Source organism: Flavobacterium sp. UBA4854 (assembly GCF_002399805.1).
Classification (GTDB): Bacteria; Bacteroidota; Bacteroidia; order Flavobacteriales; family Flavobacteriaceae; genus Flavobacterium; species Flavobacterium ginsengisoli.
In genome coordinates this window covers 4,841-23,246 of sequence record NZ_DHEI01000113.1, presented here as the reverse complement: position 1 = coordinate 23,246, position 18,406 = coordinate 4,841, and the positions used below count along the sequence as shown (strand labels likewise).

Annotated in this window: 12 protein-coding genes and 1 pseudogene; 2 read left to right on the top strand and 11 right to left on the bottom strand. The window is 34.0% G+C overall.

The genetic code is table 11. From position 1 onward, the window contains the following. From B3J44_RS16840 to B3J44_RS16830, 3 genes are all read right to left on the bottom strand, one after another. Positions 1-1,026: hypothetical protein (locus B3J44_RS16840; RefSeq protein WP_286969807.1), on the bottom strand; the 1,026-nt coding region annotated here is incomplete at its 3' end. A gap of 173 nt (positions 1,027-1,199) precedes the next feature. After that, positions 1,200-2,621 carry an MATE family efflux transporter gene (locus tag B3J44_RS16835; RefSeq protein WP_286969806.1) on the bottom strand — a complete coding sequence of 474 codons (1,422 nt, stop codon included), beginning with the start codon at positions 2,619-2,621 and terminating at the stop codon, positions 1,200-1,202. A 60-nt stretch (positions 2,622-2,681) separates the two neighbouring features. After that, entirely contained in the window at positions 2,682-3,158 is a 477-nt protein-coding gene (locus B3J44_RS16830; protein ID WP_278021097.1) for a MarR family winged helix-turn-helix transcriptional regulator, read from the bottom strand. A gap of 177 nt (positions 3,159-3,335) precedes the next feature. Here B3J44_RS16830 and B3J44_RS16825 point away from each other — a divergent pair, with 177 nt between their 5' ends. Beyond that, a complete protein-coding gene (locus B3J44_RS16825) occupies positions 3,336-4,250 on the top strand; it encodes a hypothetical protein (RefSeq protein ID WP_286969805.1) in 915 nt (304 codons plus the stop codon). A 351-nt stretch (positions 4,251-4,601) separates the two neighbouring features. On the opposite strand, the gene B3J44_RS16820 is transcribed toward B3J44_RS16825, so the two are convergent. From B3J44_RS16820 to B3J44_RS16795, 6 genes are all read right to left on the bottom strand, one after another. Further along, positions 4,602-6,620, bottom strand: a complete 2,019-nt coding sequence (locus B3J44_RS16820) for a glycoside hydrolase family 97 protein (protein WP_198857920.1) — start codon at positions 6,618-6,620, stop codon at positions 4,602-4,604. Positions 6,621-6,645: 25 nt separating this feature from the next. After that, positions 6,646-7,890 carry a glycoside hydrolase family 71/99-like protein gene (locus tag B3J44_RS16815; protein WP_286969802.1) on the bottom strand — a complete coding sequence of 415 codons (1,245 nt, stop codon included), beginning with the start codon at positions 7,888-7,890 and terminating at the stop codon, positions 6,646-6,648. A gap of 289 nt (positions 7,891-8,179) precedes the next feature. Continuing rightward, complete coding sequence (locus B3J44_RS16810) at positions 8,180-9,691, bottom strand: RagB/SusD family nutrient uptake outer membrane protein (RefSeq protein ID WP_198857918.1); 1,512 nt, start codon at positions 9,689-9,691, stop codon at positions 8,180-8,182. A 28-nt stretch (positions 9,692-9,719) separates the two neighbouring features. Continuing rightward, positions 9,720-12,737: a SusC/RagA family TonB-linked outer membrane protein gene (locus B3J44_RS16805; RefSeq protein ID WP_286969801.1), complete on the bottom strand. Its 3,018-nt coding sequence runs from the start codon at positions 12,735-12,737 to the stop codon at positions 9,720-9,722. A 28-nt stretch (positions 12,738-12,765) separates the two neighbouring features. Continuing rightward, positions 12,766-13,848, bottom strand: a complete 1,083-nt coding sequence (locus tag B3J44_RS16800; RefSeq protein WP_198857917.1) for a hypothetical protein — start codon at positions 13,846-13,848, stop codon at positions 12,766-12,768. Positions 13,849-13,856: 8 nt separating this feature from the next. Next, a complete protein-coding gene (locus tag B3J44_RS16795; protein ID WP_198857916.1) occupies positions 13,857-14,381 on the bottom strand; it encodes a DUF5004 domain-containing protein in 525 nt (174 codons plus the stop codon). A 483-nt stretch (positions 14,382-14,864) separates the two neighbouring features. On the opposite strand from B3J44_RS16795, the gene B3J44_RS16790 reads away from it, so the two are divergent. After that, complete coding sequence (locus tag B3J44_RS16790) at positions 14,865-16,463, top strand: DUF6377 domain-containing protein (protein ID WP_198857915.1); 1,599 nt, start codon at positions 14,865-14,867, stop codon at positions 16,461-16,463. Positions 16,464-16,700: 237 nt separating this feature from the next. On the opposite strand, the gene B3J44_RS16785 is transcribed toward B3J44_RS16790, so the two are convergent. Continuing rightward, positions 16,701-17,924, bottom strand: a complete 1,224-nt coding sequence (locus tag B3J44_RS16785; RefSeq protein ID WP_286969797.1) for a sterol desaturase family protein — start codon at positions 17,922-17,924, stop codon at positions 16,701-16,703. A gap of 134 nt (positions 17,925-18,058) precedes the next feature. Beyond that, a pseudogene (locus tag B3J44_RS16780) lies at positions 18,059-18,406 on the bottom strand (Glu/Leu/Phe/Val dehydrogenase); the annotation flags it as partial.

Sequence of the window (18,406 nt, the reverse complement as noted above, 5' to 3'; positions counted from 1 at the left end):
TTTTTCTGCTAAAGCTTTTCTATCAAAATCATTTCGAATTCTATTTAAAGGTTCGCCATGGTTATCTCTGTAATGATATGCATCTTGAGTCAGCAATTTCGGGATCAAATTTGTTTCTATATTGTATTTCTTCAAAATTGTATCCAATTTCTGAAAAGTATATGTTAAAGAATCTTTCTTTGTATTATATAATAATTTATATCGATCTACAGCAGCTTGATATTGCTGTTTGTCAATAGAATCTCCATAAACTGGACTAAACAAAGATTGATTTTCTAGAAAAATACAAATATCCTCATCGTGTTCTGGATGTACAGGAACACTTTTAAAAATAATGGCTGTGCTATCTCCTTTAATCCTTTTTGAAATCACTCTTTTGTGAAATTGTTCTTTATCAAAACCCATAATTTCAAAAATACTATCTGCTTTACTTGTTGTTTTATCAAAAGTGCTTGTTAAAACTGTTATGGTATCGATACTATAATAATTGTCTTCTGTAATAGGATATTCGCCAGGCTCGATAGTATCTACTACTTTAATTACAGGATAAGGTTTTGGATATAGTATATTCTCGTAATTGAACAATTTTTCAGAAGTATAAGAAGTATATTTATATAAGAATGGATTTAATACATTCAAAAGTTTTTTGTCTTTATTAAAATCATTTTCAGACAATTCCGATTTCAATTTAGCATTCATTCCAAAACTATAGCTAACGAAAAATGAAAAGGTAAGAAATGAAATAAATAGTAGACAAATGCCAATTTTAAGCAAATTTCCTCCTTTGTAATTTTCTCTAGAATGGTTTCGAATTAAAAATATCAAGAATAAAAATAAAAACAAACCACTTACAAAGAAGTGTGAAATTGAAACGTCATCGTAAAATTTAAATCGATAAAATTCGGTGTAGATGTCGATTTTCTTTATGCCTTCAAAAGTAAAATAACCATATAAAAAGTACGCTAAGTGAATTAAGGCTAATATAATAACAGATTTTACGAAATAACGCTTTAGATTTTTGGTCATTTTTAGAGTTGCTAAGTTACTAAGATGCTAAGTTTTTATTTACAAAGTTTGAAAGATACTGAAATTTTGTTTTTTCACTATCAAAAAAATGTAAGAAAAATTAAAAAAAAAGACGCATTAATATGCGTCTTCAAAAAATCTTAGAACCTTAGTGTCTTAACATGTCAGGAACTTTATTTAGAAATATCAAATCCTTCTTTAACAATTTCGCTTTCAACCTTATCAATCAATTTATTGGTTTTACCAGTAAGTCTTTCTTTCTTCCAATCTCCTTTTGCATAAATAATTAACGTAATAAGAGCGGTTAAAACAGAAGCCGTTGGAAAGGCCCACCAAATTCCGATTTTACCCAAAGAAGTATTATGAGATAAAATATAAGCCAATGGAAATTGAATTACCCATTGCGAAACCAAAGTTAGAATCATAGGTAATTTTGTGTTTCCTACAGCGCGAAAAACTCCTGTCAAGCACAGTTGCAATCCTAAAAATCCCCAAGAGAGACAAGTAATTCTCAGTAACTCTGTTCCTCCTTTGATAACGGCTTGATCATTTGGAACAAAAAAAGCGATTAAATATGGTGCAAATATATACGCTATGATTCCGAGACCTGTCAATAATCCGAAACCTAGATAAGCTCCTAGTTTTGAAATTTCGGCAGCACGATCAACATTTCCAGCGCCAATATTTTGTCCAACAAGAGTAGCAATCGCCATAGATAAACCTAAAGCAGGAATTAAAATCAGCTGAATTAAGTTGGAGCCCGCACCATAAGATGCAACTGTTAAAGTTCCAAAACGAACAATTAAAAATGTAATGGCCATCATTCCCAACGCACGCATAGATTGTTCGATTGAAGATGGAAAACCAATTTCAAAAGCTCTTTTTATGTGTTTATAATCAGGTTTAAAATCTGAAATGCGAAGATGAATTCCGTGTTTTCCTCTAAACAAGATTGCAAATCCAATCATAATAGCCAAAAGCTGTGTAAATAAAGTAGCCAAAGCAGCGCCTTTAACGCCTAACGCTGGAATAAATTTCCATCCGTAAATAAACAGCGGGTCTAATGCAAAATTCAAAATAACCGTTCCTAAAACAATATAAACGGGCAACGTTACACGTCCCACTCCACGCATAATCGATTGGAAAATCATAAATCCAAAACTAAAAACCAGACCAACAAATGCTACACGCATAAATCCTAATGCATCCACATAAACTGTAGGCTCTACCTTTAACAGATATAAGAAATATGGACTCAGAATATATCCTATAATCGATAAGAAAATAGAAACGATAATTACCATTGACAAAGTCTGTGCCGCCACGTGATTAACCATTTTCTGGTTTCCTGCTCCAAAATATTGTGCAATTAAAATAGAGCCTGCAATCGCCAATCCGGTTCCTAAAGCAATGGTTAAAAATATTACGGGTGTGCTTATCGAAACCGCTGCAACAGCATCGCCACCTAAGCGTCCCACCCAAAAAGCATCAACTAACTGATACGCGGCTTGTAGCAAATTAGCAATCATAATCGGAATTGCTAATTTTAATAATGAAGAAAGGATTGGCCCTTCTAACAATTCATTTTTTTTCATTTATTCAAAATAATTATTTAAAAATCAGTTGATATATCAACTTTTAAAGTTCAAAAAAAATTAGAGCGTTTCTAACTTATCTGCATAAGACCTTACGGCATTTAATGCTTCTATTCTTTCTTTTGGCGAAAAAACAGACATTACCTCTTCTTCTGCTCTTTTCATCAGCAATCTGATGCTTTTTGCTAATGAAATCCCTTCATCGGTAAGACTCACGATATTTTTACGTTTATCTATTTTGTCTTTTACCACCTCAACCAAGTTCTTTTTCTCTAAGGCTGAAATACTTCTCAAAATAGACGATTTATCGCGCATTGTTTTGTCTGACAATTCTCTCTGCGAAAGGCTTTTATGATGCAAAATCATCAGTAATGGCAATTGCTCCAGCTGCAAGGTGATTCCCGCTTCTGTCATTAACGCATTAGTTCGTCTAAAAATTGCTCTTTTAATACGGTGAATCTGAAAGAAGAAACTATCTGATATTTCTTCTTTCCAAAAATTTGAAAAATTCTCTTTATCGGTATGTTTAATTTCCATGGGACAAAATTACAAAAAAGAGTGACATGTCAACTATTTTTTTCAAACAAATTCTTATTTCACTGACAACCAATAACTTCATGAAAATAATTCGATCTTAAAAACAAAAATGAACGATTATTTTTACTAACTTTAATTGTTAAATATTACCTAATAAAAACTTAAAAAACTACTCTAATGAAACAATTATTTATTTTTTTGGTAATGATGCTCCTTTGGATTCCGCTAAATGCTCAAACTGTTGCGGAAACCAGCAAAGACGAAGACTTAACAACAATTGTAAAAACTGAAAAAGATGATTTCCAAGATACATCTTTAGAAGATCTGCCGTGGCACAATAGAAAATTTAAAGTTTCTGCGGGTGGATTTTTTCCTGTAAATAATACTCAAGTTCAAGTTGAAGGCAATAACGGAAATATAGGAACTGAAATTGATCTTGAAAATGATTTGGGTTTTTCTAAGTCGACCGTATCATTTTTAGGAACATTTGACTGGCGTATATCCAAAAGATCCCGATTAGGTTTTGAATATTTTGTACTAGACAGAACTGCAACAAAAACGTTGCAAAGAGATATTAATTTCGGAGATCATACTTATCCAATTAACGGAAGTGTTCGTGGTACTTTTAATGTACAGATTGCTAGAATTGCTTATGGTTACGCTATTTTATCCAAACCAAAATATCAAGCTGGACTGTTAATTGGTGCACATGTTCTTTTTACAGATTTAGGCCTAAAATTAAATGCTAATACGCAAAGTGTAGAATATCGTGATAGCTTTAATTTTACTGCTCCGCTTCCAGATGTTGGAATATGGGGAGAATTTGTTCTCGGAAAACGCTGGGGTTTATATGCCAACGTAAATTATCTTGCCGTAAAAATTAATGATACTGATGGACGAATTATAAGCTATAATTTATCGGTTTTATATAACGTAGTAGATAACTTTAGTCTTACTGCTGGTTACACTGGTTTGAACTTTAGAATAGATACAATTCAAGAACGTTTAAACGGTTTCTTAAAATGGGGATATAACGGACCTACTATAACAGCGGTGTATACTTTTGGAAAACATGTTAAAGTTACTAGATAAAGGTTCTCTCTCAGAGACTAAGATGCTAAGGTTCTAAGTTTTTTTAACCGCAAAGAGCGCAAAGGATTACGCAAAGTTCGCAAAGTTTTTATACAAATCTTTGCGAACTTTATGTTTTTACAAAACCTCAATAAAAAAACCTTTACGAACTTTACGTAATCCTTTGCAGTAAAATTATGATCAAAGTCTCTCAAACCTAAAACCTGAAACAAAAAAATAAACCCGATAACTCTAAAGCTATCGGGTTTATTACCAAACTTAAACTTACTTAACTCAAAATAAAACTTTATAAACTTAGATTCTCAGAAGCTTAGAAACTCAGATTCTCAACATCTTAGAATCTTAAAAAAACTATTTTTCGATTGGAGAGAATTTTACTGCTGTTCCTCCACCAGCTGCCAATTTGATATTTAAAACCGTTTTGCTGTTTACTTTTTGTTTAGAGATTGTAACTGGATACGGATTGGTTTTATAATTTGCTCCAGGCCCGTCTGCATAGATTTCTGCTTCGTATTCTTTGTCTTTATCTAAAAATGACAAAGCTACTTTTAAGTCTCTTGCATTTCTATTTGTGATTGATCCTAAGTACCAATTTTTCTCATCCCAATCTTTACGGGCAATTGTAGTGTATTCTCCAATTTTAGAATCCAAAACTTTAGTATCAGACCAAGTACATGGCACATCTTTTACGAATTGAAATTCTGGTTTGCCTTCATAGTTTTCAGGTAAATCTGAAGCCATTTGCAACGGACTGAAAATAATCACGTACAATGCCAATTGATTTGCCAAAGTAGTCTGCACTTTTGCTCCAGATGGAGTTTTGTAATCAAAATTGAAGTTTCCAGGCGTGTAATCAAATGGTCCAGAAAGCATTCTTGTAAATGGCAAAGTTGTTAAATGCTCTGGCGTATTTCCTCCGTCTACAGACCATGCATTATATTCTTGTCCGCGTCCGCCTTCTTGAGACATAAAGTTTGGATATGTACGCTGTAAACCCGTTCCTTTCATTGGTTCGTGGTTATCGATCATGATATGATATTTAGCCGCTGTTTCGATTACTTTTCTGTAATGACGAGCTCCATATTGGCTATCATGCCATTCTTTTTTATCCAAATACTTGTTTACGTAACCTGTTTTTACTGAGTTTACTCCCATTTTCTGATACAATTTAAATGCATCTTCCAGTTGGTTTTCGTAGTTTTTGGTTGCTCCAGCTGTTTCATGATGCCCTATTAAACGAACATTTTTCATCGCAGCATATTTGGTGATTTCTTCTAAATTAAAATCTGGATATGCTTTTACAAAACTAAATGCAGAACCATCTGCAGTCCAGTCTCCGTCCCAGCCTTCATTCCACCCTTCAACTAAAACTCCGTCAAAACCATTTTTCGCAGCAAAATCAATATATTCTTTTGTGTTTTTAGTTGTTGCTCCATGTTTTGGACCTTGTCCCCAAGTGTATTTTTCTAAATGCATTCCCCACCATATTCCAATATATTTTGATGGAGTAATCCAAGATAAATCTTCAATTTTTGATGGTTCGTTTAGATTTAGCATAATAGTTGAAGTTGCTACATCTCCAGGAGTTTTACCCACAACAATAGTTCTCCAAGGCGTTTTAAATGGTGTTTCTGCATATACTTTTACACCATCTGCCCAAGGCACTAAATCACTTTTATACTGTTTGTCTGTAGTTTTTAAAAGCGTCATTGAAGCAAAATCTGTCAGGTTGGCTTCGTGAATGGCCACATACAATTTGTCTTTAGTTTCAAAAGTTGCAGGCGTATTAATCGTATCTGTTTTACTCATTAATGTTTTACGATATTCACTTTCGTAATAACTATTTTCGCGGTGAACTGGAATCCACCAAACTTCGTTATTGTCTTTAAAAGTAAATTGCGTTACTTCATTAGAGATTTTAACTTTTCCTAAATGAGGCTGCTTTGGAAATTCATAACGAAATCCAACTCCATCATCAAAAACTCTGAATATAATATCAACTAAACGCTCCTCGCCTTTTGCTTCTTTTAAATGAACAATCAGTTCGTTATGATGATCTCTTACCTTTTTGAATTCTCCCCAAGGTTGTTCCCAAGTTTCATCTGCCGCTTTTTCTTCTGTAGAAACGACTTCAAAACCATCAGTCATTTTGGCCAAACCTTGAAACTCAAATCCCATAAGAGAAGGCTCAATAACCGATTTTCCGTTAGAAGAAAAACTATATTGAGGCTGTCCAGTAGGCGTTAATTCAAAAGTTAATTCAGAGATCTTTTCAGGAGAACTGATTTTATACGTTTTTTTAGTACTGCAGGCCATAACCAGCATTGATGCTAAAGCCACAAGACAGTATCTATATTTTCTGTTTTTCATTATTTAAATTGTATTAATTACAGCTCTATTTAATTTCGCTCATTACTTGTTTTGCTTTAGCAGGTTGCATAGAAACAAAATAATTAAAAGCTTGATCGAGTTTTTTCTGGGCCTCGACATTTCCTTTTTTCTGTACGCGTAAATCATACAATTTGCTGATATCTGGAAATGCACTTTCCGTGTTTTTTACTCCAGCGAAAGTTTTTATTTTTTCGACAAAAGAATAACCAAACTCAACCGTTGGTTCAATCATGGTTCCTTCTCCGAAATCATTCCATGTAATCAGCTGCAGGTAATTTACATTGGCATTTTTTGCCAAAGTCAAAGTTTCATCAAGTGTCGCTCCATTGTTATGTTCGATTGTCCATCCAATAGCAGCGCCGCCTCCACCTGCGGCATAAAAATCTTTAAAACCAGGATAGGCACTTCCCATTGCTACACCCAATTTTGGTTTTGTATTGGTATAAAAGTTTGTCAAATAACTGTTGTCTTTGTATACCCAAGCATATTCTCCAGAAGCATTTTCTCCTGCCAATGAAGAGTGATCCCAAAGTGTCAAGAAAGTTGGTTTTGCTGTTAAAGTATTAAAGACATTTGTCCATTCAGCTGGGGTCTTCAAAACAATTGGTCCAAAATTCATTAACAGCGGTTTACCATTAATCTTAATATAATTAGCGTCAGAAAAATAATTCTTTTCTACATATGCCAAATCTGTTTTTGCTGCACTGGTTACCGAAATTGCTTTTCCTGCATTTACAACATTTGTCAAGAATCGATCTTCGTATACAATGGCATATTCTAAACCAACTTTGTTGAGCATTTCAATTAACTGATCTGTGTTTTCTTTAATCATTCCGTAATCGTTTACATCGTAAGTACCATACCAATCAATGAGAATTCCGTCAATTCCTGAATATTTCATCATCAATAAATGATTTTCGATCACATTTTTATCGCCTGAGTGATAAGGTCCAATAAGCGGATAATAGTACGATGCAATTTCTCTTCGGCCGTTTGCCCCTACGTTGTTCGGATTTTTGTTTGCCATTGTCCAATGATATCCCCATTTTTTATCGGCACTGCTTTCGTTGGTTTCAAACCACGGCATGTAGTGCATATAAATTTTGGTGCTGTTGGTTTTCTCAATCGCAACAGGGTTTGTTTTTTCTGGTTCTACTGGTTTGTCTGAGCCTTTGTCATCGCTGCTGCAACCGGCAACCATCACAATACTCATCAAAACAAAAGCCAACGATGTGATATATCTTTTCATATTGATGTACTGTTTGTTATTTTTATATTTTGCCACAGATTAAAAGATTAAAAAGGATTTTATTGTGATTAATTTATTTCACGCAGATTTAAAAAGATTTAAGCAGATATGCGCAGATATTTTTTAACATTTAAAATCAAATCTGCTTTAATCTGCAAAATCTGCGTGAAACAAAATCTTTTTTTAATCCTCTAATTCGGTTTCTAATCTTTAGAATCTGTTACTAAAAAATTAAAAACATGTCAGCCTTCCACGACTAACCAACATGGAAGACTGACATTCTAGTAACCTAATTTGGATACCCAGGATTTTGTTTTAGATTTTTATTAGTAGTTAAAACGGTACTTGGAATTGGGAAAATTGCTCTGTATTTTTCCGTTGTGCCTTTTGACCACCATGGCTCGAAGAATGTTCCAAAACGGATGTTGTCTGTTCTTCTTCTTCCTTCAAATGTGAATTCTTTCAATAACTCTTGATCAATAAATTTAAGATCAATTGTTGCTGGCAATTCTTCACCTGCACGAGACGCAACTTGCTCTAAAAATGGTCTTGCTAAATCTGGCGAACCTAAACGCACGTAACATTCTGCTTGCATCATTAAGATTTCTGAATAGCGGATTAAAACAAAATCGTGATCACGTTCCCATTGTTCTCCTGCTTTCATTTCGTATTTATGCAAACGAACCCCTTCATTTTCTTTCGCATCTTCAAGACTTGTTAGGTTCTCTGTATAAGTAAGAGGTTCTCCATTGCTCATAATGATTACACTTCCTGTCGCAAGATTGATCTGATCGCCTTCTAGCATACATTTTTTTCTCTTATCTGTATCTGCAAAAGAAGAATAAACTCCAGGTTGTGCGCACATTCCGTTTGCACTCCAAGGATAATTGTTTGGAATTGCAGAAATAGCTAGATTTTGATTGTAATGGCAAGACATTGAGTTCATGTAGTTTCCTACTGTTCCTGCTTTTGAATCGTAAGGAATTGCAAAAATAATTTCTGGCGAAGTCTGATTTTCTGTTACGAAATTCGAAAAGAAATCTGGTGTTAAGCTGTATCCTGTAACTTTTTGGCACATATTAATACAATCTTGCCAACGTGGCTGACCAATAAACGCTTCTGAATTAAGATACAATCTAGCCAAAATAGAATAAGCAACATTTCTAGTCATTTTAGAATATACCACATTTGGATTTAAATGCGGAATAGCGTCTGTCAATTCTTTTTCAACAAAATCGTAAACTTCTTTTCTTGTTGAATTGGTTGGTAGAGATGTATCTTCAAAATTGGTTACAATTGGCACATTTCCGAACAAATCTAAAAGATTGTAATAGTAATACGCTCTAAGTGCTTTCAATTCTGCATAAATCGGTTCTTTTGATTTATCGCTAAGAGATGATTTATCGATTTGATAAATAATCGCATTGATTTTAGCAACTCCTGTATAATTGTAACGCCAAGCAGAAAGAATCATTCTATTGTCTGCTTTCCAAGTATGTTTTTGTGCGTCTTGGTATTGTCCTCCATCGTACCAGTTTGTACCTCTGGTCGGAATTGTAGCTTCGTCTGAAACTACTTCATTCAAAAAGAAAACATATTCGCAAGTTGGAAAATTATTTGAGATTGCATCGGAGAATCCTCTTAAAGAAGAATAAGCCCCACCTACCAGCGCATCAACTTCTTTGGTTGTATTTCCGAAATTTCCATCTTCTACCTGATCATACAGCTGCTCGTTCAAATCAGTACATGATACCGTAAAAAGCATGCTTAAAAGTATGGCTGCTGTTATTTTGATTTTCATTGTTAATATTTTATGGTTATCAATTCGCTTAGTTATTCAGCGTAAAATTTAATCCAACAGAAATAGTAGTTGGTCTAGGATAATTGTTGTATCTGTCAATTCCAGGAGCTGCCAAACCAGTTTTATCCATTACTCCAGTCTGATTGATTCCGTCTTGAGCATTTAAACCAATCTCTGGATCTACACCTTTGTAACCTGTTATTACAAATAAGTTTTCGCCCATTAAATACATTCTAAATTTAGATTTCTTGTACTTCAATGGTAAAGTATAACCAAAAGTCAATGTCTGAAGTCTGAAGAAAGAAGCATCTTCGATCCAGTAATCTGAATATTTTGGAGGCGAAGTAATTCCGCTGCTTAAGAAAGCATCTGGCACATTATAAGCCGGCAATCTAGTTGGATCGTTCAACATCATATTTGTCGCGTTTAAAGCTTTTTGTCCAAACATTCCGTATCCAGAAAATCCAAGATCAAAATTTCCATAAGTAAAATTCATTCCAATACCTAAAGTTAGATCTGGCTGAATATTTCCTAAATCTGTTTTATCAGCATCAACCAATGCACTTTCATCAACAACTTGTCCTGCCGCGTTATAATATTGAATTTTTCCGTTTGCATCTAAACCAGCATTTCTGAATCCCCAGAAGGTTCCAACAGGATATCCTTCAGCAATAATTTGAGAATATTGTCCAGACATACCTGCCAAACCATGAAGAGATCCGCTGTAGATAACATCTGTTTTATAAGTAGGGTTAGAAAGTTTTTCGATTTTCTGAACGTTATGTCCAAGAGTCAAATTTGCATTCCAATTAAATTTATCTCCTCTAATAATATCAGCATTCAAAGTTAACTCTACTCCTTTATTTGACATTTCACCAACGTTAGCCAACATTGTTCCAACTAAATATGGAGGTTGAGGCACTTCGTACGTGTATAGTAAATCCTTTGTCTTTTTAGAATAATATTCGAATGATCCAGTAATTCTATTGAAAAGTCCGAAATCAAAACCAACGTTAACTTGTTCTGTAGATTCCCATTTCAAATCAGGATTTGGATTTTGTTTTGGAGAATAAGCCAAACTCCAAGTTTTTGTAATAGGATCATAGTAACTGTCGCTTCCAACTCCTAAAATAGAAAGCGATTTATACTCTCCAATTCCATCTTGATTTCCTGTAACTCCGTAACCAACTCTTACTTTTAAATTGTCTAACCATCCTTTTGTAGAACTCATAAATTCTTCATTAGAAACTCTCCATGCTGCAGAAGCAGATGGGAAAGTTCCCCATTTATTATTTTCTCCAAAACGGCTAGATCCGTCGCGTCTTACTGTCGCAGTCAATAAATATTTACCATCGTAACCGTAGTTGGCACGAGCATAAAAAGACACTAAATTAGATTTTCCTTTGTATGAATACACATCACCTAAACGATAGTTAGAACCAGCACCTAAGTTATTATAACTGAAAGCATCTGTTACGAAACCACCTCTTTGTGCTCCAAAACCTTGATAAATGTTTTCAAGATAAGAATACCCTGCCAAAGCACCAATGTTGTGTTTGTCTATTACTTTGCTGTAATTTACATAAAGTTCACCTTGTGCATTTGTATATTCATCATAAGTTCTTTGTGCATAACCGCCTTCAGTCTGTCCTTCCATAACTGCATAAGATGGTTTGTAAGTACCTCCTTTTACTGCATTATGCTCTAACGAAATATTTGCTGTAGCAGTAAAGTCGTTTAAGAATTTTACATCTGTTTTAAAGTAACCCAAAAGTCTATGTCTTTCGTTATCAAAAGTTCTGTTTGTTAAAATCTCAACTGGATTTTGATAAAGGTTTGCTACTATTGAACTGAAATTTCCTTCTGAATCATAAACCGGAATTGTTGGGTTTAAGTTATAAGCTCTTTCAAAAATTCTGTAATCGATTGGGTGCCATTTGTCAATGTTTGCAAATAATCCCATATCAAATTTTACTTCTTTATTATCTCCAAGAAATTGGTAAGCACTAACATTTCCACTTAATCTTTCTAATCCAGATTTTTTAATAACTCCCTCGTTATTTAAGTAAGAAAGTGAAGTTCTAAAACCACTGTCTGCTTTACCAGAATTGATACTTAAAGTATGAGATTGAGAAATTGCTGTCTGCTCGATTGCTTTTTGCCAGTTTGTATTTCCACCGTAATCTACCGCATCTCCAATTTGATTCTGGCGTACATATCCTCTCCATTGATTTGCAGAAAGAAGATCTAAGTTATTACTCACATAGCCAACACCAGTTTGTCCGTTGTAAACAACAGAAACCCCTTTTGTTCCCGATTTTGTAGTAATCATAATTACCCCATTTGCTCCACGAGAACCGTAAATTGCAGTTGCCGAAGCATCTTTAAGAACGTCAATCGATTTAATGTCTGAAGGCTGAACCACGTTAATATCAACTCCTGCAATACCATCTACCACAATTAACGGACTGTTGCTTGCTGTTAGAGAAGTTCCTCCACGAAGGCGAATTGTAGAACCTGCAGCTGGGTCTCCAGAAGGACGTATAATACTTAATCCTGCTACTTTTCCTTGTAAAACTTGCTCTGTAGAACCAATAGTTCCTTTTAGTAATTCATCTGCACCAACGGTAGAAATCGCTCCTGTTAAATCTGCTTTTTTTACTTTTCCGTAACCTACAGAAACTACTTGTACTTCGGCCAATGTATACCCATCATTTTGCAGACGCACTTCAAGATTAGCACTATTTCCAGTAATCTGAATTTTTTGTGTTGTTGATCCGATGAACGAAACTTCGATTGCACCTCCTACGGCTACCTGAAGGTTAAATTTACCATCAAAATCTGTTGTTGTTCCGTTTTTTGTTCCTACTTCAATGATAGAAGCTCCTGGCAATACCGTACCAGTATTGTCATAAACGGTTCCTGAGATTTGCTTTTTCGTCTGCGCGAAAGTACTAGCAGAAAGAAAAAGCATAAAAATCATCAATACCGCTGCCTTAGCAGTCCACATTTGATGCAGGACGCTTTTTGTATTTTTACTATTCATTAGAATTGGTGTTTTAATTTAATAGTGATTATTTATCTAAAGTTTTTAGCGGAATCGTTGTATCCGAAATCGTTTTGTCTTTGTTGTCTTTTACCAAAACATGGATTTCGCTTAAACTTGGAACTCCATTTAATTCTGATACTAAATTGACAAAACCTTTAATTTCTGCAGTTCCTCCAGTAAACTCACCAGAAATTGTTTTTGGTCCAGCTGTAATCGTGTAGATCAATTTGTTTACACCTACCTCATTGTTTTTTCTTGACATTCCAAGAAAATCTTTTTGACTGATTTGTGATGGAAAGAAAGCAAAACTTGGTGGCGGTGGCGGAACAAATTCTCCTGCGTAAATAACCTGATCGCCAGAATTTGCTGTCCAATTCTCTGCTACCATCAGAAAGTTAATCTTTTCCATTACAAAATCATCTGGAGCATTAAAGTACTGCTTAGGAATAAAATCCATTTTATAAAAACCATTCCCTAAGTCTTTTAATTTTGTTTTTGCAGCAACATCTGGTTTTGCAGCTTCATACATTTGCTGAATAGCCCAGTCATTTAAACCACCATGCATATGTACACTTGGAGTGCCCGCAAATGCTGGATTAAGATTTGCATTAAACAAAATACTTACCGGTTTATCGATTAATGGTTTTGTTGGATATGATCTAAATAATTCACCTGAAGTGTAAAAAGAAGAAAAATCAACATACGCCATATTTGCAACATCACTTTGCTTAGATCCGTTTTTGTTTTTTAAACGAAACCAAAATCCATCACTCGCAGCAATTTGTTCTGGAGTTTTAGAAAAATAAAGTGTTGGAGTTAGCGTAAAACTCCAGATTTTATTTCCCTCGTATTTCAGTTTTGCAAAATCAGACGAGTTTTCCCAGTGTCCAGCATCTGGTTCAGATGGAGACCAAATCCAGATATATAAATCTTCTGTTTCAGCAAATGTCGATGCCGACATATCAAAATACCAAGTAACTTGTTCATCATATTTGTAAACAGCAGGATACGATGACATTGCCCCAACAGCTCCAGCAGCTTCTTGTGCCTGAATAAAATTAGGAGCCATCAACAAGGCAAGTAAAATTGTATATATAAACTTTTTCATATTACTTTTTAATTAATAGCATTTAATTTAAACACATAAGACAAGAAATCTACACCACCAGAAGAACGTACCAATTGAATCTGCATTTCTCTGGTTTTACCTGGAACCGAAACTAATCTAAGTTCATCTATTTTCTGCGTTTTCTGTGCATCGCTGTACAGATAGATTTTTGTTCCAACACCAGTGATAGACGATTGAAATTCTGAGCTAAGTGCCCAATATCCCTTAGGAGCAAATAACGGAGGGACATCTCCTGTTACTTCATAACTTGTTGGATTGTTCTTTTCATCTACGTTAAATTTGATTTTAAAATCTTCGTAGTTAAAATAAGTACTCAAGTTTTCTTCGTTTGGCTGAATATTATTTGCTTTCGCAACTTCATCAACCATTTTCAGATTTGTTAATCCCCAATTCCCGTTTACTTTTTCATAAAGAGTAATTGGTGCTACATAGCTTCCGTCATCTGTGTTATCGCATCCGATTGCAAAAAAACACATCATAAAAGCTAGCCAATAAAGACTTTTACATTTCATAAATTTTTGGTTTTTGTTAGTTTGTTATCCCCTTCAAAAGGATACAGCGAAACTAGACGTTAAATAAATCCTAAAAAAAAAATCTGATAAAAATCAAGATGAAATTCAAACAACAAAAAACATAACTAATTAATAATCAGTATTTTAAATTTTTACTAACAAGTAAAAAATCAAGATGCTGTTTAGATGAAAATCGGCTATTTTTTAATGGTAAAAATGACAATATGTAAAATAATCATGATATTTTTTTCACTATGCATATATATAACTAGTTTTTATTGTATAATTGCAAATAAATTACCTGTTTTTAACATTTACAGCTTATTTTCACCCAGAAAATCCCCTTTCAAAGCTATCTTATTAAACAATTTACAAGATTCTAAAAAAACAGGTTTAGCTTAATCTCAAACTTATTCTTAATTTTAAATCGAATTAACTAACTATATCAATCAACCAATCTTTTCCCTAAACCAAAACAAAATCATGCGAAGAATATTGATGCTACTTTTCTTCTTAGGAGGTTTTTCTCTTGCTGCGAAAGAGAACAATCCTTATTTAGAAGAATTAGATCAGGTTCTCTTGAAAAAAGACATTTACCTGAAACAGAAATATCGAAAAATAGAAGCTTTAAAGAAAAGCGTATCTAAATTTACTCTTAGTCAAAACAACGAAGAGCTTTATAATTGCTACATGTCATTGTTTGATGAATACAAATCTTTTAAGTACGACTCTGCATATTATTATTTAGAGCAGTCCAAAATCAAGGCTAAGATTCTAAAAGATCCAAAGTTTTTATCTAAAAGCCGAATCAAAGAAGGCTTTGTGCTTTTGTCTTCTGGGCTTTTTAAAGAAGCAATTGACACGCTAAATGTTATAGACGATACCAAACTGGATCAAAGAAATAAATTTGAATATTATAACATAAAAGCTCGTGCTTACTACGATTTAGCCGATTATAACCGTGATCAGCGCTTTAATATTCATTATGTACAGCAAGGAAATCATTTCTTAAAGAAAGCTTTAGAATTAATCGGAACCAATACGAACGAATATTGGGCCGCCGAAAGTCTAAAACGCTTAAAACAACAAGATTGGCGCGGTGCCGAATTCGCTTTCAGTTATTGGATTAACAACTACAATCTTCCGCCAGATTATTACGGAATTGCGACTTCGAGTCTTGGATATATTTATTCTGAACGGGGTTATACCAAAAAAGCCATTCAATATTTGGCTCTTGCCGCCATTGCCGATGTTAAAAATGCGACGAAAGAAACCGTTGCGCTCCGAAATTTAGCCAATGAACTTTTTAAAATGGGGTATTTGGATAAAGCAAACGAGTACATCAATATTGCAATGGATGATGCTACGTTCTATAATGCAAGACACCGAAAAATTGAGATTTCGTCGATTTTACCTATTATCGAAAAAGCGCAATTAAATAATGTAAAAGACAAAAATGATAAACTAGAGAAGATTATTATTCTCTTGACGATCTTAACGGTTATCATTTTCGTTTTCCTTGGCATCATTTTCAAACAATTAAAAGAAAAGAATAAAGCCAGAAAAATTATGGCCGATTCGTACTTGCAGTTGCAGGAAATGAATGTGAGTTTGAGCGAAGCCAATGCTATCAAAGAAGAATATATTACCTATTTTATTAAAGCAACATCAGCCTTTATTAATAAAATAGACCATATACAGAAAAGTACGCTGCATAAAATCATCACTAAAAAAACAGATGAAGTTATTGCGAGTTTAAAGCGTTATAATGTAAAAGAAGAACGCGAGAATCTGTTTCATCAGTTTGATGAAATTTTCTTGAAATTGTTCCCAACATTCGTAACAGATTTTAATAAATTATTCCCAAACGATCATAAATGCATTGTCAAAAAAGGCGAACTTTTAAATACCGAATTGCGAATTTTTGCTTTATACAGATTAGGAATCCAAGACAGCAACCAAATGGCAGAATTCTTAGAACTTTCTGTAGCTACAATTTATACCTACAAAACCAGAATTAAAAGCAAATCTGATTTTAAAGATACTTTTGAGCAGAAAATTATGGAGATAAAGACAATCTAAGTTGCTGAGATACTAAGGTTCTAAGATGCTAAGGTTCTAAGATGCTAAGTTTTTTTGTTGCGTGCAAACGATAACTAGTATTAAAGCTCCGGAGGAACGGCATATTTAAAGAATGCAATTCAAACGTCCATCAAAAAAGCCCCATCGGGGTAACATATATATTTATGTCACCCCGATGGGGCTTTTTTACATCTGCAAATATCTTTTCTATAAATATTTCGTCCCTCTCGGACTATCTTATTCTGTTGTTTCTAACTGCAAAATGGTATTCTGATAAATCGTACTTAATGAAAACAGTTGCTCTGCAAAAATCATTACAGCAATCGGAACAAAGAAAAATGCGATTAAATCTTCTTCATATAGAAAATAAGTTGAGATCAAGGCGAGACGAGCATATTCTAGATAATAAATCCATTTTCGCTGTTCTAGCAGAGCGCCACAGTTTATTAAAGTTATAATGACCAGCGAAAGCACAAATATTTTATCGTAGCTTTCTAAATAATCGAAATAATAAGTGAAAATGGTTAAAATAAACGTACAAAACGCTAATTGAATATAAAGGTAATTCTTAAACCGAAGTCGTTGGTTTGGAACTGTTTTATCCTGAAGAAAACGCTTTTCTAAAGTTGGACGAATATCTTGATCCATATCAGCTGGACTACCAAAAACGGCATTCCATCTAGCTTTAAATCCGTTCGAGCGTTTCCATAATTCGTAGATTTCGAAGTAATAATGAAAATGCTGCCACAAGAAACTATAGCTTTTTAACGGATGCGTCAAACCGTATTTTGGTTTTTCTTCTTCGGTTTGAAAAGTTCCAAAAAGGCGATCCCAAAAAGTGAACATATCGCCGTAATTTTTATCTAAATATTTCTCGTCAGAAGCATGGTGGACTCCATGAACAGAAGGTGTTACAAAAACATATTCTAGCCATTTTATTTTGCCAATAAGTTGTGTATGGGTAAAGAAAGAATAAGCACCGTGAACAATCAACATTGTAATGACCATACTAGGATGAAAACCAATTAAGGGCAAAACACACCAAAATCCCGTTCGAATTATAGCTTGAAATGTAGTAATTCTAGCTGCAGCAGTAAAATTAAATTCTTCGCTATGATGATGCACAATATGCGCAGCCCAGAAAAAATTGACTTCGTGTCCTAATCGATGGTACCAATACCAGACAAAATCGGTAGCGAGAATTAATGCAAACCAAACTAAAGCATTACTCGGAATCTCAAATATTCTATAATCGTCATAAATCAAATAATACAATTGGTAAAAACTCGCTGCAACAAATAAATTAATCAAACGCTCTGCAATTCCGATGGAAATATTGGAAACAGAACTTTCATAATTAAAAATTTCAGGCTTTTTTCTGCGTTGAGCAAGCTTATATTCCAAAAACAGAAAAAGAAAAAAGGCCGGCATGGCAAATGCTAGAAAATTGATGTTTTTCATTTTGTATGATACTTTTCGATTCTAAAAATTATAATTACTAGTTCAAACGAAAAAGACACTTCCATCAATTACGTTTTTTTAGCAGACAAAAAACGTAATCAACGAAAATGATCTTTTACGAACTAAACCTGATTTTAATTCTGCTTAAATAAAGGAGCTTCCAGCGCCACTTCTTTAACCGACTGTGTTTCGGCCACTTTTTTCAAAGCAATAATATAAGCAGCAATACGAGGCGTTACATTGTGTTTTACTGCAACTCTAAAAACAGTTTCAAAACCTTTCTCTAAAATATCTTCCAGACGTTTGTTAATCTGGTGAATTCTCCAAGACTCCAAAAGCGAATTCTGAAGCCATTCGAAATAAGAAACGGTAACACCACCGGCATTGGCTAAAATATCAGGAACAACTAATATATTTTTATCATGTAAAATTTGATCTGCATCTGAAGCAACTGGACCATTTGCGCCTTCAACGATAATTCT